At 62.4% G+C, this 21,463-nt stretch carries 20 protein-coding genes and 1 other RNA gene; 7 read left to right on the top strand and 14 right to left on the bottom strand.

The annotated features are described in order from the left end of the window. Positions 1 to 53: 53 nt before the first annotated feature. The 12 genes from HPQ64_RS09265 to HPQ64_RS09210 form a co-directional block, all read right to left on the bottom strand. Positions 54 to 1,538, bottom strand: a complete 1,485-nt coding sequence (locus tag HPQ64_RS09265) for a DegQ family serine endoprotease (protein ID WP_172888060.1) — start codon at positions 1,536 to 1,538, stop codon at positions 54 to 56. 170 nt (positions 1,539 to 1,708) lie between these two features. Continuing rightward, the gene (locus HPQ64_RS09260; RefSeq protein WP_172888059.1) at positions 1,709 to 1,894 is read right to left on the bottom strand and encodes a DUF2065 domain-containing protein; all 186 of its coding nucleotides are present in this window, start codon (positions 1,892 to 1,894) and stop codon (positions 1,709 to 1,711) included. Beyond that, positions 1,891 to 2,853 (bottom strand): protease modulator HflC, encoded by a 963-nt coding sequence (hflC, locus tag HPQ64_RS09255; protein WP_172888058.1) that lies wholly within the window; start codon positions 2,851 to 2,853, stop codon positions 1,891 to 1,893. Before hflC ends, HPQ64_RS09260 begins: the two co-directional genes overlap by 4 nt. Further along, on the bottom strand, positions 2,853 to 4,037 hold the full coding sequence (gene hflK / locus HPQ64_RS09250) for an FtsH protease activity modulator HflK (RefSeq protein ID WP_172888057.1): 1,185 nt from the start codon (positions 4,035 to 4,037) through the stop codon (positions 2,853 to 2,855). Before hflK ends, hflC begins: the two co-directional genes overlap by 1 nt. 251 nt (positions 4,038 to 4,288) lie before the next feature. After that, positions 4,289 to 5,125, bottom strand: a complete 837-nt coding sequence (gene fghA / locus HPQ64_RS09245; protein ID WP_210260235.1) for an S-formylglutathione hydrolase — start codon at positions 5,123 to 5,125, stop codon at positions 4,289 to 4,291. A 2-nt stretch (positions 5,126 to 5,127) separates the two neighbouring features. After that, positions 5,128 to 5,634 carry a GNAT family N-acetyltransferase gene (locus HPQ64_RS09240; protein WP_172888055.1) on the bottom strand — a complete coding sequence of 169 codons (507 nt, stop codon included), beginning with the start codon at positions 5,632 to 5,634 and terminating at the stop codon, positions 5,128 to 5,130. Positions 5,635 to 5,923: 289 nt separating this feature from the next. Beyond that, positions 5,924 to 6,310, bottom strand: a complete 387-nt coding sequence (locus HPQ64_RS09235; RefSeq protein ID WP_172888054.1) for a helix-turn-helix domain-containing protein — start codon at positions 6,308 to 6,310, stop codon at positions 5,924 to 5,926. 88 nt (positions 6,311 to 6,398) lie between these two features. Further along, on the bottom strand, positions 6,399 to 7,508 hold the full coding sequence (locus HPQ64_RS09230) for an S-(hydroxymethyl)glutathione dehydrogenase/class III alcohol dehydrogenase (RefSeq protein WP_172888053.1): 1,110 nt from the start codon (positions 7,506 to 7,508) through the stop codon (positions 6,399 to 6,401). A 111-nt stretch (positions 7,509 to 7,619) separates the two neighbouring features. Further along, positions 7,620 to 8,171 (bottom strand): dihydrofolate reductase, encoded by a 552-nt coding sequence (locus HPQ64_RS09225; RefSeq protein ID WP_343035957.1) that lies wholly within the window; start codon positions 8,169 to 8,171, stop codon positions 7,620 to 7,622. Then, on the bottom strand, positions 8,168 to 9,229 hold the full coding sequence (gene glpQ / locus HPQ64_RS09220; RefSeq protein ID WP_172888051.1) for a glycerophosphodiester phosphodiesterase: 1,062 nt from the start codon (positions 9,227 to 9,229) through the stop codon (positions 8,168 to 8,170). Before glpQ ends, HPQ64_RS09225 begins: the two co-directional genes overlap by 4 nt. A 29-nt stretch (positions 9,230 to 9,258) precedes the next feature. Then, a complete protein-coding gene (locus HPQ64_RS09215; protein WP_172888050.1) occupies positions 9,259 to 10,053 on the bottom strand; it encodes a thymidylate synthase in 795 nt (264 codons plus the stop codon). 127 nt (positions 10,054 to 10,180) lie between these two features. Further along, positions 10,181 to 10,678 (bottom strand): YHS domain-containing (seleno)protein, encoded by a 498-nt coding sequence (locus HPQ64_RS09210; RefSeq protein ID WP_172888049.1) that lies wholly within the window; start codon positions 10,676 to 10,678, stop codon positions 10,181 to 10,183. 92 nt (positions 10,679 to 10,770) lie between these two features. Here HPQ64_RS09210 and ssrA point away from each other — a divergent pair. From ssrA to HPQ64_RS09190, 4 genes are all read left to right on the top strand, one after another. Continuing rightward, positions 10,771 to 11,129, top strand: a transfer-messenger RNA (tmRNA) gene (ssrA, locus tag HPQ64_RS09205). 124 nt (positions 11,130 to 11,253) lie between these two features. Further along, positions 11,254 to 11,853: an SspB family protein gene (locus tag HPQ64_RS09200; RefSeq protein ID WP_172888048.1), complete on the top strand. Its 600-nt coding sequence runs from the start codon at positions 11,254 to 11,256 to the stop codon at positions 11,851 to 11,853. 35 nt (positions 11,854 to 11,888) lie between these two features. Beyond that, the gene (locus HPQ64_RS09195; RefSeq protein ID WP_172888047.1) at positions 11,889 to 12,089 is read left to right on the top strand and encodes a DUF4169 family protein; all 201 of its coding nucleotides are present in this window, start codon (positions 11,889 to 11,891) and stop codon (positions 12,087 to 12,089) included. Then, positions 12,086 to 12,325, top strand: a complete 240-nt coding sequence (locus tag HPQ64_RS09190) for a ribbon-helix-helix domain-containing protein (RefSeq protein ID WP_172888046.1) — start codon at positions 12,086 to 12,088, stop codon at positions 12,323 to 12,325. The genes HPQ64_RS09195 and HPQ64_RS09190 overlap by 4 nt, the downstream gene beginning before the upstream one ends. A 28-nt stretch (positions 12,326 to 12,353) precedes the next feature. Here the strand turns inward: HPQ64_RS09190 and HPQ64_RS09185 are convergent, their stop codons facing one another. Both HPQ64_RS09185 and HPQ64_RS09180 read right to left on the bottom strand, forming a co-directional pair. Next, positions 12,354 to 16,484 carry an AsmA family protein gene (locus tag HPQ64_RS09185; RefSeq protein ID WP_172888045.1) on the bottom strand — a complete coding sequence of 1,377 codons (4,131 nt, stop codon included), beginning with the start codon at positions 16,482 to 16,484 and terminating at the stop codon, positions 12,354 to 12,356. A 97-nt stretch (positions 16,485 to 16,581) separates the two neighbouring features. Then, positions 16,582 to 18,021 (bottom strand): FAD-binding oxidoreductase, encoded by a 1,440-nt coding sequence (locus HPQ64_RS09180; protein ID WP_172888044.1) that lies wholly within the window; start codon positions 18,019 to 18,021, stop codon positions 16,582 to 16,584. 211 nt (positions 18,022 to 18,232) lie between these two features. On the opposite strand from HPQ64_RS09180, the gene HPQ64_RS09175 reads away from it, so the two are divergent. The 3 genes from HPQ64_RS09175 to HPQ64_RS09165 all read left to right on the top strand — a co-directional run bounded on the left by HPQ64_RS09175 (position 18,233) and on the right by HPQ64_RS09165 (position 21,428). Continuing rightward, positions 18,233 to 18,727: a thioesterase family protein gene (locus HPQ64_RS09175; RefSeq protein WP_172888043.1), complete on the top strand. Its 495-nt coding sequence runs from the start codon at positions 18,233 to 18,235 to the stop codon at positions 18,725 to 18,727. 96 nt (positions 18,728 to 18,823) lie between these two features. After that, positions 18,824 to 20,467, top strand: coding sequence for a chloride channel protein (locus tag HPQ64_RS09170; RefSeq protein WP_172888042.1), 1,644 nt, complete (start codon positions 18,824 to 18,826; stop codon positions 20,465 to 20,467). Positions 20,468 to 20,555: 88 nt separating this feature from the next. Continuing rightward, the gene (locus HPQ64_RS09165) at positions 20,556 to 21,428 is read left to right on the top strand and encodes an AraC family transcriptional regulator (RefSeq protein WP_172888041.1); all 873 of its coding nucleotides are present in this window, start codon (positions 20,556 to 20,558) and stop codon (positions 21,426 to 21,428) included. Positions 21,429 to 21,463 lie beyond the last annotated feature (35 nt).

Raw genomic sequence — 21,463 nt, 5'->3', positions numbered from 1 at the left:
ACGCCGCTCCCTGCCCGGAAGCGGCGTTTTTGTTGGCCCGAAAGTTCAGGCGTTCAGTCTTCCACTCTCACCGGCACGAAGCGCAACTCGCCGCGTCCGTTGGCGAGCAGCAGCAGGGCGGATTTCCGGTCGTACTGCTTCAGCCGGTCGATCTGCTTGACCACGTCGGCGGGAGAGGAGACGGGCTCCTGCGCCACTTCCACGATCACGTCGCCGGCCTGCACACGCTTTTCCTCAGCCGAAGTGCCGGGCTCGACCTTGGTCACGAGCACGCCCTTCACGTCCTCGTTGATGTTGTGCTCCTTGCGCAGCTCGTCCGTCAGCTCCGAAAGCTCCATGCCGAGCACGGTGTCCTTTTCGGGCTCGTCCTGCTTCTTTCCGCCTTCCGCGCCGACTTCCTCGTCGAGGTTGGCTTCCTCAAGGCGGCCAAGCTCCACCATGACGGTAATTTCCTCGCCCTTGCGCAGGACGATGACCTCCACCTGCTTGCCGATGGCGGTATCGGCCACCATGCGCGGCAGGTCCCGCATCGCGGGCACGTCGCGCCCGTCGAAGCGCAGGATCACGTCTCCGGGCTCAAGGCCGGCGGCAGCCGCCGGTCCGCCTTCGGTGACGCCGGCGACCAGCGCGCCCTCGGCGGATTTCATGCCCAGGCTTTCGGCGATCTCGTCCGTCACCTGCTGGATGCGCACGCCGAGCCAGCCGCGCCGCGTCTCGCCGAATTCGCGAAGCTGGTCGATGACGCGCATCGCCGTTTGCGAGGGGATGGCGAAGCCGATGCCGATAGATCCGCCCGACGGCGAGATGATCGCCGTGTTGATGCCGATGACCTCGCCGTCCTGGTTGAACAGCGGCCCGCCCGAGTTGCCCCGGTTGATGGAGGCATCGGTCTGGATGTAGTTGTCGTAGGGGCCGGAGTTGATGTCGCGGTTACGTGCCGAAACGATGCCCGTCGTCACCGTGCCGCCGAGGCCGAAGGGGTTACCGATCGCCATCACCCAGTCGCCGACGCGCAAGCTCTCGGAATCGCCGAAGTCGACATCCGGCATCGGCCTTTCCGGCTCTATCTTCAGGACGGCGATATCGGTCTTCGGGTCGGTGCCGAGCACTTCCGCCGGCAGCTTCGTGCCGTCGTTGAAATTGACGGTCACCTCGTCGGCGCCGTCAATCACGTGGTTGTTCGTGACGATGATGCCCTTCGTTCCGTCGATGACGAAGCCCGAGCCGAGCGACTGCACGCGCCGCGGCTGGTCGCCGTTCTGGTTTTCGCGGTTGAAGAACTCGTCGAAGAATTCCTGGAAGGGAGAACCTTCGGGAACCTGCGGCAGGGGCACGGAGCGTCGCGCCGTCACCGTTTGCGCGGTGGAAATGTTGACCACCGCGTCGAGAAGCCTTTCGGCAAGGTCCGGCACGCTGTCCGGGCCGTGCGCAAGTGCTGGTGCCGGCGGCATGACGGCGAGGCTTGCCGTGATCACGCAGGCGACAGCCGCCGCCGCGAGGCGCCGCGGGAATCCTGCCGCCGGAAACGAGTTGGCCATGGGCCGCTCTCCTTCAGGTGCGCTCGGCGCGGTCTTCCACCACGCCTGCTTGTTTGTTTTTACCACACCGGCGACGCCCGCCGGGCATTGTCTTCATGATTGCCCGTTTCAGGCGTGGCCGAAACGCGCATTCGCGTCAAATCCGCCCTTGTCACCATGTTCGGGGCGCGTCATCCGCGCACCAACCATACGACGAAAACGCCGGCGGCGAGTGCGGCAATGCCTGCGGTCCTGAGAAGTTGATCGGGCATCTCCAGCGCCTGGCGCATGAAATTCTTCATCGCGCCGGGCGCTGCCGCGTAAAGCGCTCCTTCCAGCGCAAGAACCAGACCTACGGCCGAAAGGAGATCGCTCATTGTCCCCCGGCCAGGGCCGGTCCGCTCGCGCCGCCCGCGATCGGCGGCCCGCCGCCGTCATTGTCCTCAGGGCGGTTGCGGTAGATCTGCTCGCCCGTCGGGTTGTTGAAGAAGCGGAAGAACTTGGAGTTCGGCGAAAGCACCAGAGAGGTGTCGCTGCCGTTGCCGAGCCCGTCCTCATAGGCGCGCATGGAGCGGTAGAAGGCGAAGAACTCCGGGTCCTTGCTGAAGGCTTCGGCGAAGATGCGGTTCCTTTCCGCGTCGCCGTCACCGCGGATGATCTCGCCATCACGCTGTGCGTCGGCGCGGATGACGGTTGCCGTGCGGTCGGCGCGGGCACGCGTCCTGCGGGCCTGCTCCTCGCCTTGCGCGCGGATTTCCGTCGCCTCGCGCTGGCGTTCGGTCTGCATGCGGCGGAAGATCGCCTCGGAGTTCGCCTGCGGCAGGTCCGCGCGGCGGATCTTCACATCGATTACGTCGATGCCGATCGCATCCGCACTCGAGCTCACGTCGGCACGGATTTTCTCCATGAGGTTGGCCCGGTTGTCACGCACGATCTGCTCGAAGGTGGCCCGTCCCAGTTCCGCGCGTAGCGACGCCTGCAGGAAGGTGGAAAGGCGCTGGTTCGCCTCGTTGACATTGTTAACCGTCTGGTAGAACAGCACCGGGTTGGTGATGCGGTAACGCGCAAAGGCGTCGACCAGCAGGCGCTTCTTGTCAGCTGCGATCGCTTCCACCGGCGGCAGGTTCAGGTCCAGAATACGCTTGTCGATGAAGATCACGTTCTGGACCAGCGGCGTCTTGAAGTGCAGCCCGGGATCGCGGACAGCATCCTTGACGGCGCCGAACTGAAGCACCAGCGCCTGGCGCGTCGGGTCGACCACATAGGTCGCAAGATAGCCCAGCGCCGCCACTGCCGCGACGAGAATGCCGATTATTCCGAAGAGTCCGTTTTTCATCACTGGCTCCCTCCGCCGAGCGCGGAGCCCGCGTTCGTGTTCGGCCGGTTGCGAAGCTGGTCGAGCGGCAGGTACGGCACCACGCCCGAGCCCTGCGCCTCGTCGATGATCACCTTGGAATTGGCGCCGAGCACCTTTTCGATGGTTTCGAGGTAGAGGCGTTCGCGGGTCACGTCCGGCGCCTTGGCGTATTCCTCGTAGACCTTGACGAAACGCTGCGCCTGGCCGTTCGCCTCGGCGATCGTCTGGTCGCGATAGGCGTTCGCCGCTTCGGTGATGCGGGCGGCTTCACCGCGCGCTTCCGGCACGACGCGGTTGGCGTAGGCTTGGGCTTCGTTCTGGATGCGCTCCTGGTCGGCGCGCGCGGCCTGCACGTCGCGGAAGGCGTCGATCACCTGCTGCGGCGGGTCGACCTTCTGCATCTGCACCTGGGTAATCTCGATGCCCGCTCCATAACCGTCGAGGGCCGACTGCATCAGGTCCTGCACCGCGATCTGGATCGGCGCGCGATTTTCGGTTAGCACCGCATCGATGCGCGATTCGCCCACGACCTCGCGCATGGCGCTTTCAGCCACCGCCTTCACCGTGCCTTCCGGGTTCTGGATGTTGAACAGGAAGTTCGACACATCCTCCGGCGTGTTGCGGATGCGCCACTGGATCTTAAAGTCGACATCGACGATGTTCTCGTCGCCCGTCAGCATCAGGCTTTCTTCGGTCACGTCGCGCTGGCGCACGTTACCGCTGGTGACGAATTCCTCAAGGCCCACCGTCGTTTCGCGCAGGCGCAGGACTTCGGGCGTGAAGACCGTGCCCACCGGATAGGGCCAGTTGTAGTTCAGGCCTTCGCCTACCTGGTCCACCACCTTGCCGAAGACCAGTTCGACACCGACCTCGTTCGACTGGACGCGGTAAAAGCCGGTGCCGAGCCAGACCAGCAGGCCGACCGCAATCGCAAGGGCGATCCCCTTGCCGCCCAGGCTGCCGCCGCCGCCGGGCAGCACGGTTTTCAGCTTGTCCTGGCTGCGCCGGAGCAGCTCTTCCAGATCAGGCGGATTGCCGCCTCCGCCGCCACGCTGCGGGCCGCCGCCCCACGGGCCGCCGCCGCCGCCTCCACCAGGGTTGCCCCAAGGGCCGCCGCTTCCGCCGCCCTTCCAGCCTCCCCCGTTCTGGTTGCTCCAAGGCATCAAAACATCCTTTTTCGTGGGCCGTTCGTGAAGGGCGCACCCTTGATCGACAGCCGCCATTTAATCCTACGCCAGTCATCTTTGGCTTGTGTGGGGTTATAGGAAAGTTACCCGGCGCTTTCAACGCGCCTGAGGCCCCTCGCCGCGCCCGATTTCACGCCCCTTCCCCGCAAACTGCCGCATTGTCCGGTCCGTGAAGGCCACGTGGTGTTTGCATACCCCCACTTCAAGGCGACAAAACGCCGAAATCCTTATCCGAAAAGCCGTTCGGCATGCCAGGCGATATGATCTTCCATGAAGGTGGAGATGAAATAGTAGGAATGGTCGTATCCGCCTTGCAGGCGCAAGGTAAGGTCTATTCCCGCCTCCCGGCAGGCGGCGTCGAACGCCCAGGGCTTCAATTGCTCTTCCACAAAGCCGTCCGCCTGGCCCTGGTCGATCAGGATATCGCCGCGATACCCTCTGGATCGGGCCAGTTCGCAGGCGTCATGTTCCGCCCATTTGGCCCGGTCGTCGCCCAGATAGGCGCCAAGCGCCTTGTGCCCCCACGGGCAGTCGAGCGGGTTCGTTATCGGCGCGAAGGCGGAAAGGGAGCGGAAGATATCGGGATGGCGCATGGCAAGCGTCAGCGCGCCGTGCCCGCCCATGGAATGTCCCGTCACGCCGATGGCATCCGCATCCACCGGCAGGCTTTCGGCGAGGAGCTTCGGCAGTTCGCGCACCACATAGTCCTCCATGCGGAAATGCGCCGCCCACGGCTCTTGCGTCGCATTCACGTAGAAGCCCGCTCCCTGGCCGAGGTCATAGGCCTCGTCGTCGGCGACGCCTTCGCCGCGCGGGCTCGTGTCGGGGGCGACGAATATCATGCCATGGTCCGCCGCCGGACCCTGCGCGCCGCCTTTCACCGTCACGTTTTCCCAGGTGCAGGTCAGGCCTGAGAGATAGAAAAGCGCCGGGCAAAGCTCGCCTCTCAAAGCCTCTTCAGGCAGGAATACGGCGACATCCATGTCCGTGCCGGTTGAGGCGGAGCGGTGGCGGTAGACCCTTTGTTCGCCGCCGAAGGCCTTGGCGGAGGAAATCAGTTGCAGCGTCATGACATATGTCCCGGGCGTTCTTCTTGTAGTGAGCGCAGCATATCCACATGCGGAATGCCGTCTTCAAGGTATTCCGGCGACACGGGCTTGAAACCGTGTGCTGCGTAAAAACGGGCGGCCTGCGTCTGCGCGCTCAGGAATACGGGCCTGCCGGGATAAAGGCTTTCCGCCTTCTCAAGTCCCGCTTCCATCAGCCGCCGCCCAAGCCCCGTTCCCCGCCATGCCGGCGAAACCACGATCCGGCCGAGCTTCACGGGCTTCTCACTTTCGGGGCGGATCAGCCTGAGATAGGCCGCAACTGTCCCCTCACCGGCCCCCTCCCCGACACTGACGACGAGATGAAGCGCATCCGCATCGAGATCGTCGATTTCCTGATAGGCGCAGTCCTGCTCGACGATAAAAACGGCAACCCTCAACTGGTAAACCGCGTGTAGGCACCTCGGGCTGAAATCGTCGAGCGTCTTCCAGGAGAAATGAAGCGGTTCATCCCGCGTTTCATTCATAATTGGCGTATCTCCAGTAACGACGGAAATCTTTGGTGATCCACCCACCTCATCCCATTCCCGGCGTCGTCCCGGACTTGATCCGGGCCTGTCCCCGACAAGATCGGGGAACCTAATCCACGTCGCCAAACACCGTGAAATGGGGATTGGTTCGAGGCAGCGGCCTGCGTGGATCAAGATCGCCTGAGCTTGTTGAACCGTGATTGCCCCTCGATCAAGTCGGGGGCGACGGCGGAGATTGGATTCGACCTCCGCCCGAATGATTTCGAAGCTTTCCGAACCTCACCCGTTAGTCCTTCGGCGGGCTCAGGCGCGATATCTGCTCTTCCAGCCGCTCCAGCGCCTGTCCGGTGCGCTCGTGCAGGTCCTTGACCGATTTCAGGCTCGCCTGCAGCACGGCAAGCTCGCTTGAAAACGTCTCGTCCGCCGGCGCTTCGCCAAGGCCGTAGAGCAGCCATGTCGGGCTCACGGACAGGAAGCCGGCCAGCATGGTCAGCCGGTTGGCGCGCGGTTCGGTGCGCCCGCTTTCCCATCCGCTGACGGTCGCCGTCTTGACGCCGAGCCTGCGCGCAAGCTGGGCGGAGGAAAGGTTCGCCGCCTCACGGGCGTGGCGGATGCGTTCGCCGATCGACGATTTTTCGGGAACCGTCGACCAGATCGTCGCGGTATTGCTCATGGCCTCGTCTCCATCTGCCGGAGTTTGAGCGGGCGGCACGATCGCGAAAAAGCGTCGCGCCGCCTGATTGCGGGTTTTTCGCGAAACCTCAGAAAGTGACGACGGAGCGGATCGACTTGCCCTCATGCATGAGGTCGAAGGCGTTGTTGATCTCCTCCAGCGGCATCGTATGCGTGATCATGCAGTCGATCTCGATCTTGCCGTCCATGTACCAGTCCACGATCTTCGGCACATCGGTGCGCCCCCTTGCCCCGCCGAAGGCGGTGCCGCGCCAGGACCGGCCGGTAACGAGTTGGAAGGGCCGGGTGGAAATTTCCTCGCCCGCGCCCGCCACGCCGATGATGATGCTTTCGCCCCAGCCCTTGTGGCAACATTCCAGCGCCTGGCGCATCACTTGCGGCTTGCCGATGCATTCGAACGAATAATCCGCACCACCCCCGGTAAGATCGACCAGATAGGGCACGAGATCGCCTTCCACCTCGTTGGGGTTGACGAAATGCGTCATGCCGAGGCGTTCGGCCAGTTCCTTCTTGCCCGGGTTGATGTCGACGCCGACAATCTTGTCGGCCCCAACCATGCGCGCCCCCTGGATGACGTTGAGGCCAATGCCGCCAAGGCCGAAGACCACTACATTCGAGCCCGGCTCCACCTTGGCCGTGTTCACCACCGCGCCGATACCTGTCGTTACGCCGCAGCCGATGTAGCAGATCTTGTCGAAGGGCGCGTCCGGGTTCACCTTGGCCAGCGCGATTTCGGGCAGCACGGTGAAATTGGCGAAGGTGGAGGTGCCCATATAGTGCAGCACCCGCTCGCCATTGATGGAAAAGCGGCTCGTGCCGTCCGGCATCAGGCCCTGGCCCTGGGTTGAGCGTATCGCCTGGCAAAGGTTGGTCTTCGGGTTCAGGCAGTATTCGCAGTTACGGCACTCGGGCGTATAGAGCGGGATCACGTGGTCGCCCGGCTTCACCGATGTCACGCCCTTGCCGACCTCGCGCACCACGCCCGCCCCCTCGTGGCCGAGGATCGCGGGGAACAGCCCTTCCGGGTCGGCGCCCGACAGCGTGAAGGCGTCGGTATGGCAAACGCCGGTCGCCATGATCTCGACAAGGACCTCGAATTCCTTCGGCCCTTCCAGTTGCACGGTCTCGATCGTGAGCGGTGCTCCGGCCTTGTGCGCAACGGCGGCTCTGACATCCATTGGTGAAATCTCCCCTTCCGGCCGCAACTGGATACGCGGCCCGCTTTTCTTCATGCCGATCCTAGGACAGGCGGGTTTTCGATGAAAGTACGCGGGGCGACGTAAACGGGCTCACACGCGACGCCGGTACGTCACGAACGTCACATCGGTGCTGTCCTTCTCGCCGCGTTCGGGCCCTTCGCGGCCGGTTTCGCGCCAGCGTTCCACGTCGATATCGGGAAAATGCGTGTCGCCCTCCGGCATCGCGTGAACGCGGGTGATTTCCAGCCGGTCGGCAAGCGCGATGGTCGCCCGGTAGATCTCGCCACCGCCCATGATGATAATGCTGTCGGCACCCCTGTTTCGGGCGAGTTCTCGGGCAAGCTCCACCGCCGCCTCGACGGTTGCGACGACATTCGCCCCTTTCGCGTTGAACGAGGCATCGCGCGTGACGACGATGTTGGGCCGGTCGGGCAGCGGCTTTCCGATGGACTGGAAGGTCTTGCGGCCCATGATCACGGGCCGTCCGACGGTCAGCCGCTTGAACCGGCGCAAGTCGCTCGGCAGCCGCCAGGGCATGTCGTTGCCCGCACCGATCACCCCATTGTCGGCAACCGCCGCGATCAGCACGATCTCTGGTTCATCTGCCCTCGCCGTCACGCTTTCCCCGTCCGCCTCGTTCACTCGCCGTTTCCATTCAGGAAGGATAGTGCCACATCGGCGTGATCCGTGAACAAACCGTCGAGCTTCGCCGTTTCCACCGCAGCTTTCAGGAGGATATCGAAGCTTGCCGCCCATTCCGGCAGCCTGTCGGCACGGAATGTGTAGGCGTGGATCGCCAGGCCAAGGTCTTGCGCAATCGCCGCAAGTTCCAGCGCTTCCGCCTCTCCGTTCGCGTCCCTGTCGTCCAGCACATGGCCGATCCAGGGCCCGATCCCGTCGGCGACCCCGGCGATTTCTTCAAGTCCCTCCGCCGTCTTCAGATGGTCGAAATCGACTTCCGGCGCGAGGCCCCAGCGGTTTTCGCCGATGAGCTGGACAAGCCTACCCTCAAAGCCAAGCTCGTTGCGGATGCGCTTCACCTCGTTCCAGTCGAAGGATTGCAGGAAGAACGGGTCGTCCTTGTTCGAATAGCCGTTCTCGGCCAGCACCTTGAGCACGATCCGCGAAATGTCCTGCCCTTCGGCGCGGTGGAAAGCCGGGCTCTTGATTTCAGGATAAATGCCAGCCGTCCGGCCGGTGGAGGCGTTCAGCCCCTTGATCAGGTCCAACTCTTCCTGAAGCGTCGGAATCCGGAATGTCGTCGCGCCGCCGCGTGGATAGCGTCCTTCGAAGACAGGCCGCCCGTTTCGCTCGCGCTCCATGACGCTGAGACGTTTGATTTCTTCCAGCGTGAAGTCGATGGCGTAGTGATTGCCGTCTTCGCGCGCCCGGTCCGGGAAGACGCTTGCCACATCCGTCGTCGCATCCAGCGTGATGTCGTGCAGGACGATCGGCACACCGTCCTTCGTCAGCACCACGTCCTGCTCGATGAAGTCCGCACCGAAGGCGTGCGCCATCGCCTTTCCGGCCAGCGTGTGCTCCGGCAGATAGGCGGGCGCGCCGCGATGGGCGATCACGACCGGGCGGGTTTCTTCCGAATTGGCGGGCTGCAGCGGCCCAGCGGTGGCGGCGGCGAATGCGGCAATTGCGGCGAAGATCGTCGCGGGCCGTTTCGCCCGCGCGAATGACGACAGGACCATGGAACCTCACTTTTCTTTCAACCTATTGATTAAACGGAAACTTCCGCCTTGATATGCGGGTGCGGATCATAATCCTCAAGCGTGAAATCCTCGAAGCGGAAGGCGAAAAGGTCTTTCACATCCGGGTTGATGCGCATTGTTGGCAGGCGTCTGGGCTCGCGCGAAAGCTGCTCGCGCGCCTGGTCGAGGTGATTGAGATAAAGATGCGCATCGCCGAAGGTGTGAACGAAGTCGCCGGGCTCATAACCCGTCACCTGCGCGACCATCATCGTCAGGAGCGCGTAAGAGGCGATGTTGAAAGGCACGCCCAGGAAGACATCCGCCGATCTTTGGTAAAGCTGGCAGGAAAGCCTGCCGTCGGCGATGTAGAACTGGAACAGCGAGTGGCAGGGCGGCAACGCCATTTCGTCCACCAGCGCCGGGTTCCAGGCCGAGACGATCAGCCTGCGCGAATCCGGCGACTTGCGGATCATCTCGAGCAGATTGGCGATCTGGTCGATCGAGCGCCCGTCCGGCGCCGGCCATGAGCGCCACTGGTAGCCGTAGACCGGGCCGAGGTCGCCGTTCTCGTCGGCCCACTCGTCCCAGATGCGCACTCCGTGCTCTTTCAGGTAGGCGATGTTGGTATCGCCGGCGAGAAACCACAAAAGTTCGTGAACGATCGACTTCAGGTGCAGCTTCTTGGTCGTGACGAGGGGAAAGCCTTCGCTCAGGTCGAAACGCATCTGATGGCCGAAGACCGACCGCGTGCCCGTTCCCGTCCGGTCGGACTTATCCACGCCCTCTTCGAGTATGCGTATCATGAGGTCCAGATACTGCCGCAAGGTCAGGCTCCCTCGATTCGATTGACGCTAAAGGGTCGGCCCGGCGCGACCGGAATACAAGAGCGATAAATCCACGACGGAATTCTGAGTAACCTTTTTTCGCCCGTTCGGCGTCCAATTCGCCGTGTCAGGATTTTTCCTCGACGATCCGCGGCCACTCCTTTTCCGCCTTCTCGATGAAGCCCGGCACATCCTTGTGCCAGCGTTCCTGAATGGATTTGTCGTAGTTGAGGTAAAGTTTTCCGTCGATTATGTCCCAGTAATTCGGATCGCCCTTCGCCAGATAGCCCTGCGCGGTCGCCCAAGCGCAGTATCCACCGTAGGCGGGTGCGAATTCATCCGGCGATTGCCGGAACAAATCACGGTTTTCCTTGCTCGAAAAGCGCCAGATTGCGCCTTTGTACTCAAGAGAGATATCCGGAGATCCTGCGATAGGCTCGCCTTTCTTGAAGTAAGCAACCGGGTCGTATCCCCCAACAGCCACTCCCTCTACGAGACCGGTGTAGACGAGGCCGGTATCGGCGCCGTAAAAGACCCTGTAATAGCCGTAGCCGCCCGCCGCCGCACCGGCGAGGATCAAAATCGCGAGGCCGATCAATATGTTGCGCCTTGACGCATTTTTCATGTGGCGCTCCGGACCTTTCCCGCCTCGTGGATCGTCGATCCTACATATAATACCGATTGCGTTCACACGCATTCACAAGCAATCGAACCTTGCCCCTTTTCTAAACCTCTCCCAGCGCTTATATAAATCCTGCCGGTTCACGCCGGCTATGGCGATAAATGGTCAGTGAAATAAGCCTTTCGGACCCGGGGGCGGTACCCGGCGCCTCCACCCGAGCCCGTTTTTCGAGAGCGGGCTCCGGTGGGGGCGAAACAGGATCGACGAGGGTGTAAAGACTGTGCTTTCGCCCGGCATGGTTCCGCCGTTATCGGGCCGATTCAATAGTTGCTAATGACAACTATGCTATGGACAACGCTGTCGCCGCGTAATGCGGTGCCGGTAGTCCTTTAAGTCCTGTCGGGTAGCACCGTCAGGCGGGGTCCGGAGGCACCTGGCAACAGAAGCCTCCACTTCATTCCATGAAGTTTCGATCAAAAAACGGGGTGCAGCCGGCGAATTCGCTGCCCAAGCTTCCCTTTTGCCGATCGTCGCGGCATGGTGTGCACAAAGAGCAAGATTGCGAGCGGTTACCGTCGATGGCCGAAGACCTGATCCGATACGATATCGTCATCCAGGACGCGCTCAGGGGCGCGGTGAAGAAAATCCTCACGGAAGTTACCCGTACCGGCCTTCCCGGCGAGCATCATTTCTATATTGCCTTCGACACCAACGCGCCCGGCGTTCGAATTTCGAACCGGCTGCATGAACGCTATCCGCAGGAAATGACGATCGTCCTGCAACATCAGTTCTGGGACCTGGCCGTCACCGACCATTATTTCGAGGTGGGCCTTTCCTTCGGCGGTATTCCTGAACGCCTGGTGATCCCGTTTTCCGCCGTGAAAGGCTTTTTCGACCCTTCCGTCCAGTTCGCGCTGGAATTCGAGCCGGGCAAGACGGCAGAGGAACTTCCCGAGGAGCTGCGTGAAGCGATCGAGGAAGAAGCCAAAGCGGAAGAAACGCTCGAAAAGCTGGAAGCCATTACCGACAACCGGGAAACGCCTGCTAGCCAAGCAAACGCGCAGCTCAGGAAGGGCGAGGAAGAAACCGCGCCGCGGAAAGAGGGCGAAACGAAGAAGGACGCCGCCGATAACGGCGCGGACGTCGTTTCCCTCGACGCTTTCCGCAAGAAGACCTGAGCTGCATTCCTGGCAGCCAGTCGGACTGGGCGAAAATGACCGGCAAAATCATCAATCTCAGGCTGGCGCGAAAGGCCAAAACGCGCAGCGAAAAAGAAAAACGTGCTGAGGAAAACCGGCTGACTTTCGGCCGCAGCAAGGCTGAAAAAAAGCGCGACGCCGCCGAAAAATCGATCACGGAAAACAGGCTTGAAGGCCACCGTCGGAAAAATCCCGCGGATCAGGACGACCCATGAGCCTGAAAAAGCGCTCTCTCACGCTGCATGGCCACAGGACCAGCCTTGCCCTCGAGCCGGAGTTTTGGGCAGCTCTTGAAGAGATTGCCCTTTCAAGGGAGATGAGCCTCGCCGGCTTCATCGCAGCCGTTGACGATGCCCGCGACCCGGAAAGCGCGCTTTCCTCCGCCGTGCGCGTGAAAGTGCTGGATCACTATCGCAATGCGGCTCGGGCAGGCGCAAGCCGGGAAGCCTGAAGCCCGGTTAATCAGTTGCTTGGGGTTATCAGTTGCTTGGGAAGCCGATGATCCTTCCCCCCGGAAGCCGCTTGTAGTTCTCGGTGGGGTCGTTCGTACGCCCCACAGCCCCCGGCGTCACACGTGTGCGAACGGCCGGCCGGCTGGCGGAGGACGATGATGAAGTTTGCCGGCGGGAAACGGTGCCCGTTACGTCATTTTCAACCCGCGCAGGCGGCGCCGGAATGTTTCTTACCCCGGGAAGTTCGAATTCGGGATCGGAAATGACGCGCGTATCAAGCGGTGGCAAGTCCGGTTGTTGGGCGGGTGTGGCCTGCGTTTCGGGCGACGTTTCGCCGCTGCCCCGGCGCTCCTTCCGGATAATGGCCCGGATCTGATCCTCGAATGGCGTAACCTCGGGCTTTGCCGCGTCTCCCTCGGCTCCCGCCTCGGATGACCCGAACAAAGCTTCGTCCGCAACGGGCGTCTCGCCAGCCAGGTCATTCAAAATGATCGGCGCCAACACCTCGACCGGCTTGTCCTGGGGGCCGGGAACAGCCGCGCGCCGACTGTCATCGTCTACGGCTGTATCTCCGGCAGGCGGTGCGAGCTGCGTTTCGGATTGCTCCCCAACGTCGGAAGACGGAGCTGGAACACTGGTGCCATCCGGCGGCACAACGCCGTCGCTTTCCGCCGCATTCGCCGCCGCTTCCTCCGCCCGGCGCGCGGCTTCCTCCTCTTCGCGCAGCTGGCGTTCGCGTTCTTCCTTGAGACGCCTGAGTTCACGCACAAGCCGGTCCCGCTCCAGGATTTCGGCCTGCAGATCCTCCACGCGCTGCACCTCCTGTTCGAAGGCGCGCAGCGTAAGGAATGCTGTGAAGGGCGCGATATCGACACGCCGGCGAGGCTCGTCAAGCGGCCCGTCCAGCACGATGCCCACCTGCGGCTCGGCTCCCGTAACAGCATTTTCGCCCGGGTCGACCTTGAGAGAGAAATCGCCGCTCACGGTCTCCTTCGCCAGATCCACCTGCGCATTTCCGAAAAGCGCCGCCCGGCTGTTGTCGACGCTAACGTTGCGGATGCGCGCGACACCGCCGGCGATCACGAAACTGCCGTCGACGGCCTGATAGGGCAGCACCCCGACATCGAGATGACTTTCGAAGGCGTCCGAAATCTCGTCGTCCTCAAGATCCAGACCGGCGTCCGCCGCGCGAATGACAAGGCCGAACGCATCCGGATTGAGGCCCCGGATCTCGCCATTTTCCGCCTTGAATGTGCCACCGCCGGACAAGCTCGTCACGAGCCCATTTATCGAACGCCCCGCACCTTCGAAATCGGCGTTGACATCAAGAGCGCCGGTCGCGACTGGCCGCCCGTCGCGCCGCCATACGAGCGATGAAACATCCGCTCCCGAAATCCTCAGAGATCCGTTTACAGCAGCCTGACCGCGCGACCTTTTGATGGAAAGCGAACCACCCAGTTTGCCGCCGGCAAAACCCGCTTCATCCGCCTCAAGCAGAAGATCGCCGGGCTTCAGGCGCACCCTGCCGGAAGCATTGTCCACCGAAAGGCCGCGGCCCAGGGTCACGTGCTCGGCGCTCAGATCAAGCGAAACATCGACGCCATTCACGAATTCGGCGCCGAAGGGGCCTTCCGGCCAGGATGATCCGTCGGAGACGGACGACCATTGATCGGAACCGAGCATCAACTCGCTCACGAAACGCATATCGAGATCGGAAAGCGCGAGGGAACCGCTGAATTTCGGCAAGAGATCCGCGACATCCCGCCTCAGATCGCCATTCACGTCCGCCCGGATGCGCGTTCCCGCCACCTCGCCGGCGATCCCGCGAAGCTGGAATACATCCCCCTCGCCATCCACGGACATGGCTACATCAACGGAAGCATCACCCGCAAGCAACGGCGGCATGCGCCCCGCGAGAAGCGCGAAGGGCGTTATATCCTCGGCCTTCAAAACGACATTGCCGGTATAGCGGTAAGGCTCGTCCGCACCGGCAGAAACCTTGCCGATGGCCAGCACCGACGCGCCATCGGCCTCCGCCCTCAACCGGGCATCGACGACATCGGCCGGAACGCCGCTCACGCCGAAGCTTATCCGTCCTTCGCCAAGGCTTGCGACCGGCAAAAGCCGAAAACCCGCCTGCTTCAGGAGCTTTGCCCCATCCGGCCCCGTCAGCATGCCCGAAATATCGATTTCCGCCTCGCGCCAGGCGTCGAGCCTGCCGTTCAGGCCGGCGCTGAGATCCACATCGCTACCGCCTGCCGTACCGGAAACTTGTAGCCGGGCCTCGGTTCCCTCGTCGTTGCCCTCGCCGGCAAACCGGAGGTCAAGGGCTGCGGGAGACAGCGCTCCGGCCGTCCGCCTCAGTGCTGAAATGGCCGGATTTTCAGGTGCGACGGTGCCGAGCAGACGCGCCAGCCCGGTCAGGTCACTCGCCTCCACATCCGCTCTCAAATCGCCCTGCGGGCTTGTTGAAAGGTCGGAAACGAAGCCTTTTGCAGAAATGCGGGCACCTGCGACGTCCCTGGCCGTCACGTCGTTGATCGTCAGCACGTCTCCCGAATAAGCGGCGTCGATCGTCACATCGCTGGCGGTGACCCCGCCAGCCGCAACGGCATCCGAATAAAGTTTCAGGACGACATCCGTTCCACTGCCGGCGAGACCGGCAAGGCCGCCCGACGCATCGGCAAGAAAAAGCCTCGCAAGCAGCGCGACCTGATCGAGATCAACACGCTCCGCATCCAGATCGGCATACAGGCTGGCGTGACCGTCGTTCTCCACCGTATAGCGGAAGGTGCCCTGCCCGACGTGTTCGGCAAGATGGAATTCCAAATCGGAGAGCGACACGCCGCTCGGGCCGGCGTCCAGCCGGCTTTGCAGGGCAAGCGGTGCCACGGGTTCGGCCAGGGCGACGCCTTTACGATACCAATCGGCGAAGCCGTTCGGCTGGTCAAGCGATGCCGCGAAACTGCCGCGAAAACTCGGGCTAGGCTCGATGTTCAAATCGCCGCGCAGGAGAATATCGCTTCGCCCAGGCAGGCGCGCCCTGAGTCCCGCGATGGTCCAGCCGGTTCCCGCCGTCTCCGCGTCGATCGTCAGATCCTGGACGATCCCTCCACCGACGACGGTGGCCGGAATATCGACGACCGCACGTCCCTTTAGCGGCAGTTGCGGCAGGCGCGGGAGTGCCGCAAACAGCCGGGAAACAGCGTCCGAAATCTCGATGGGCTCCTGCGGCCCTGCGCCGAGCATCCGGTCGATATCGATCTGCTTGGCGCGCGCCGTCACCTCGAAGCGCGGCTCATTTTCGGAAAAATGAATACTGCCTTCACCTTCAACAGAGATCGGACGCTCCTCCGGCCCGTAGCGAGCGACCAGTTCCGCAAAGGTTATTTCGGCTACATCGAGAAGATATTCGCCTTCCGCCCGCCACGCGCGGTGCCTCTCCTCTTCGGCCGTAATGGAATTCGCGGTGAAGCGCCCCTCATAGCTCGGGCGGCCATCGGCGTGCGAAAGCTTGCCGTCAAACAGGAATTCGGCCGGAATGGAAACCGGGGTGATCTGGGATTTCAGCCGAATGTCGCCAGTTTCCTGCTGGCGCCCCGTGGCAAGGCGCACGGTCGCGCGCTCGCCGGCCATCGTCGCCGTACCATCCACCTTGAAGGGGCCCAACAGCGAACGCGCGGTCACCAGCGCATCGATATCCGTAACCGTATGGCTCTTGCCGTTGCGCGCATCGATCAGCCTTGCGGTACCGTCGACGATCTCCACCTGTTCCAGCGTGACTTTTTCGGGATCGATTTCCGAAAGGACGCTTTGACGCGGGGCAGCCGTGAACCAGTCGAGCCTGCCCGCCTCGTCAAGCGAGAGGCTAAGGTTCGGCCGCTCCATGGTCATGTCCAGAACCTTGACCTCGCCCTTCAGGAGCGGAGGCAGTTCGACACGCACGACGAAACGGGACACCGCCAGAAGCGGGTCCTCGATCTCGCCTACGCGGACATCGGTGAACGTGAGCGTCGGAATGGGCAAGAGGCGCATATCCGCATCGCCGCGCACCACCACGCGGTGACCGAGCACGCGCTCGCCATAAGCCTCGAACGTTGAGCGGTAAGCCGTCCAATCGATGAAAAACGGACCGATAAGCGCTGCAAGTAGCGCCACGATGAGCGTTACGCCGACTGTAATGTAAACCGAATTCAGCGCGAACCTCCGTTCCTGCTCCGGGACCGACCCGCGTTCCGTCCGTCAAATGACCACGTCATGGCGACACGTTGTCCGAATCCCGGTCGAGTCGCACGATCTTGCCGGGATTGAGAATACCATGCGGATCAAGCGCGCGCTTGATCGTTCGCATGACATCGAGCCCGGCGCCATGCTCGCGGGCGAGATACTTCATCTTGCCCTGCCCGACGCCATGTTCCCCGGTGCATGTCCCTTCCATGTCGAGCGCGCGCCAGTTCAGCCGCTCGACGAACTCTTCCGCTTTGGCAATTTCGTCTTGACTGTCAACATCGACAAGCACGAGCACGTGAAAGTTACCGTCGCCCACGTGACCGACGATCGGCGCGATCAGGCCCATTTTCTCGATATCGCGGTACGTCTCGCCGATGCATTCTGCAAGCCGCGATATAGGCACGCAAACATCTGTGGAAACTCCCCTGGCGCCCGGGCGAAGGCCGAGTGCAGCCCAATAGGCATCATGCCGCGCCGCCCAGAGGCGGCTGCGATCTTCCGCTTTCGTAGCCCAGGAAAACTCCCCTCCGCCGCATTCGCGGGCGATCGATCCGAACAGTTCCGATTGTTCGCGCACGCTTGCGTCGGTGCCGTGAAATTCTACGAACAACGTCGGGCTTTCGGCAAGATCGAGCTTGGAATAGGCGTTGCAGGCCTTGACCTGAAGTGCGTCGAGAAGCTCAATGCGCGCAACGGGAATGCCGCACTGGATCGTCAGGATGACCGCGCTGCAGGCCGATTCCAGGTCGGGAAAGGCGCAGACCCCGCCGGCGATCGCCTCCGGTATGCCGTGTAGGCGCAGCGTCAGCTCCGTGATGATGCCAAGCGTGCCTTCCGAACCGATCAAAAGGCGGGTCAGGTCATAGCCGGCCGAAGATTTTTTCGCCCGGCCGCCCGTATGGATGATCTCGCCGTTCGCCATTACGGCGGTCAGGCCCAGAACGGCATCCTTCATGGTGCCGTATCGCACCGCATTGGTGCCTGATGCACGCGTTGCCGCCATGCCGCCGAGGCTTGCGTCCGCACCCGGGTCGATCGGGAAAAAAAGCCCGGTATCGCGCAGGTGTTCGTTGATCTGCTTGCGCGTGACACCGGCCTGGACGCGGCAATCGAGATCTTCGGGATGAACCTCCAGCACATCGTTCATTTGCGAAAGGTCTATCGAAATTCCACCGGCAGGGGCATTCACGTGCCCTTCAAGCGAAGACCCCGTCCCGAACGGTACGATCGCCACACCATGTTCGGCGCAAAGCCTCACAATTTCGGCAACCTCTTCGGTGGAACGTACGAAAGCGACTCCATCCGGCCATTGGTTCGGCAGCCAGGTCGTCGTATGGCCGTGCTGCTCGCGCAAGGCGTCGGAAGTGCTGAAACGGTCTCCGAAACGCCCGGCAAGTTGCGCGACGACAAGGTCGATCGCCGCCTGATCCCGTTCGACGGTTGCCTGCAACGAGGCGAGTGACATCTTCTTTCTCCCGGAAACAAAAAACGACGGGCACAGCGACCTACAGCGGCGCATCCCGCCGCTCCGGTTGCCACCGCGTGCCGGAGCGTTTTACGTTTATCCTCAACTCCTGCCAACTGTAGCAAAACGACGCTGCAAGGCCAAAGGGTTACGCAGATTATCCTTTCGCTTGCGGCCTTATACACCCGTCCCGGAGGAATCACGAACAATCATGCCCGAGCCATCGAAGACTTCCGCCCCGTTCGTCGGATCCATCCAGACCGTCAAGCCCGAGTGGATCGATTACAACGGCCACCTGAACATGGCCTTTTACAACGTGCTGTTCGACAATTGCGTGGACGAAGCCTTCATCGAACTGGGGCTTGGCCCGGAATACGTGAAGAAACGCAACGCCTCTTTCTTCACCGCGGAAGTGCATATCTGCTACTTGCGCGAGCTGCAGGAGGGAGACCCAGTGCGCGCGAGCGTCCAGTTGATCGATTTCGATGAGAAGCGGGCGCATTTCTACCAGGAACTGCACCACGCCGAGGAAGGCTTTGTGTCGGCAACCTCGGAGCAGATTTCCCTTCACGTCGACATGGCCCTTCGCAATGTGGCGCCATGGCCGGATGACGTGCTCGCGCGCCTGCGGGGGATGAGAGACATGCATCAAGAACTGGGGCGGCCGGAGCGGCTGGGGCGCAGTATCGGCTTGAAGAAAAAGTAGTTTCCCGCCGAAATCCGCGCTAAGCGTTTGCGCATGCAGCCATCAACCCGTCATATCGGCCTTCGCCGAAATGAATTCGCCACGCCATAACGGATCATGAGCCCGATCAAACGCACGTTCCTGCGCCAATACACAATCGCCCGGCGCTGGATCGAGCCGAATTTCCGCCTGTTCGTTTCCACACGGCTTCCGCTGATCTGGGGGCTGTCGGTGCTGGTTGGCCTTTTCGTGGCGCTTGCGGCGATCCTGTTCCGACTGGGGATCAACCTCGTTCAATTACCCTGGCTCGGCACGATGAGCGAACGTGTGGCAAGCGCTGCCGCCGGCCTGCCCTGGTGGGTGATCCTGCTTGCGCCCACAACCGGCGGCCTGATTGTCGGCATCTGGCTGGAAAAGCTGCAGCCGAAGCAACGCGCCTATGGCGTTGCCGACGTGATCGAGGCACGCGCCCATGGCGGGCGCGGCCTCGAATTCTGGCCGGGAATTTCTTCCGCCGCGCTTACCGCCGTATCGCTTGGCAGCGGGGCGAGCGCGGGGCGCGAAGGCCCGGTCGTACATCTTGGCGCAACCATCGGCATGGCGCTTTGCCGGGCGTTCCGCCTGCCGGATTCCGCGCGCCGCATCATCCTGGCCTGCGGGGTGGCAAGCGCGGTTTCGGCAAGCTTCAACGCGCCGATCGCCGGCGTTCTGTTCGCACATGAAGTGATACTCGGGCACTACGCGCTCTCCGCTTTCGTGCCGATCGTCATCGCTTCCACGCTCGGAACGCTTCTGTCCCGCCTCTGGTTCGGCGATATCGCCGCCTTCGTGATCCCGCAATATCAGATCACCTCCTACTGGGAGATACCGGCCTTCGCGCTTTTGGGGCTGACCTGCGCGGCGGTCGCCATCATCTTCCAGTTCGCGCTGATCGGCGCGGACTGGGTGGCGCGAAACATTGCGATGCCGCTGTGGCTACGCCCGGTCATTGGCGGCGCCATGGTCGGTATGATCGGCATATTCCTGCCCGAGGTTCTCGGCGTCGGCTACGAGGCGACGGACGCCGCGCTGAAGCATCAATTGCCGCTTGCGATGCTTTTCGCCCTTCTTTTCGCAAAGACGGCGGCAACGGCGGTCACGCTCGCCTCGCGCTTCGGCGGCGGCATATTCTCGCCCTCGCTCTATCTCGGCGCCATGGCGGGCGGAGCCTTCGGACTTATCGCGGCGTCCGCCTTTCCCGAGCTTGCCTCCTCGCACGGGCTCTACGCGATCCTTGGCATGGGGGCCGTTGCCGCAGCCGTTCTGGGCGCGCCCTTTTCAACGACGATGATCGTCTTCGAGCTTACGGGCGGTTACGCGCTCTCGATCGCCCTTCTCATCGCCGTTTCCATCGCCACCGGCATCACACAGGCCGTGCACGGACGCTCCTATTTCCACTGGCAGCTGGAAATGCGTGGCGTGATGCTTCAGGAGGGCTCCCACAAATGGCTGGTGCGCATCGTCCATGTTTCCGATTTTCTGGAAAAACCACCGGAAGACAGCGAGCCCGAACCCTTCGACGTCGCCTCGGGCGCACCTTATCTGCATGCGGGGGACACCCTTGAGACTGCGTTGAAGCTTTTCGACCAGACCGGCGCCGCCCGCCTGCCGGTGATCGACAGCAAAGAGGAAAAGCAGGTCGTCGGCTACGCAAGTCATGTGCGCGCGCTCAGGTATTTCAACTCCGCCCTGATCGCGGCGGAGCAGGAAGAGCACCGCTAAAGGCGGGACCGCCCCTTGAAACCGGCGAATATCGACGAGCAATTGCATCCAAGACGAACCATGCCTACTTCGTTATTGTTAGCCGGTCATGGATAACGTCACACAGGCAGAAGCATTCGCTGAAGCGCCGCTCACCCGCGGCGAACGGGCGCAATTCTGGCGCGAGGCGCGGTTTGACGGGCTGGAATGTCTGGCCGCGACCTTCCGCAAACACACCTATGCGCCCCATACGCATGAGACCTATGTGTTCGGCACCATCGAAGCCGGATGCGAGCGCTACCGAATTCGCGGCGAAATGCGCTATGCAAGCCATGGCGACATCTGCATGGTCAATCCGGACGAGGTTCACGACGGAGAACCGCACGGACCCGGATACGCCTACCGAATGAGCTATCCGAGCGTGCCGCTCATCCAGAAAATCGCCTCCGATCTTCTAGGCCGGCCGGTGACATCCGTTCCCTTCTTCCGGGCGCCGATGGCGCCCGATCCCGAGCTTGCAGCGCGCTTTTCCAGGCTCCACCGCCTGCTTGAATCGGGCGGCGGCAAGCTTGAAGAGGACGAGGCGATGCATGGCGTCTTCGCCGCCGCACTGGTTCGCTACGCAGATCTTGAACCCGTACCCGCCTTTCTCAGGCACCGCCGGGGAATTGGCGAAATCCGCGACTATCTGCACGCCAATTTCGCCGAGGACATAGACCTCGCAACATTGTCCCGCGTGTCGGGCCTCAGCCGCTCGCATCTGGTGCGGGCCTTCAAACGGGAGACCGGCCTGACCCCGCACGCCTACCTTACCGATATTCGCGTAAGGGCGGCGCGCAAGCTGCTTTCCGACGGCGCGTTGCCGGCCGATGTCGCGGCCGATTGCGGCTTTTACGACCAAAGCCACCTGAACCGCCTGTTCAAGGCGAGATGCGGCGTGACACCCGGCGCTTTCCGTGCTCCCGGCGCAATAGCCGCGTGAATCTTGCGACAAGCAATCCCGTCCAAGACCTGAAA

The organism is Hongsoonwoonella zoysiae, from assembly GCF_013266695.1.
Taxonomy (GTDB): Bacteria; Pseudomonadota; Alphaproteobacteria; order Rhizobiales; family Stappiaceae; genus Hongsoonwoonella; species Hongsoonwoonella zoysiae.
The sequence above is the reverse complement of the archived record's forward strand: the minus strand, read 5'-3'. Positions and strand labels throughout refer to the sequence as shown.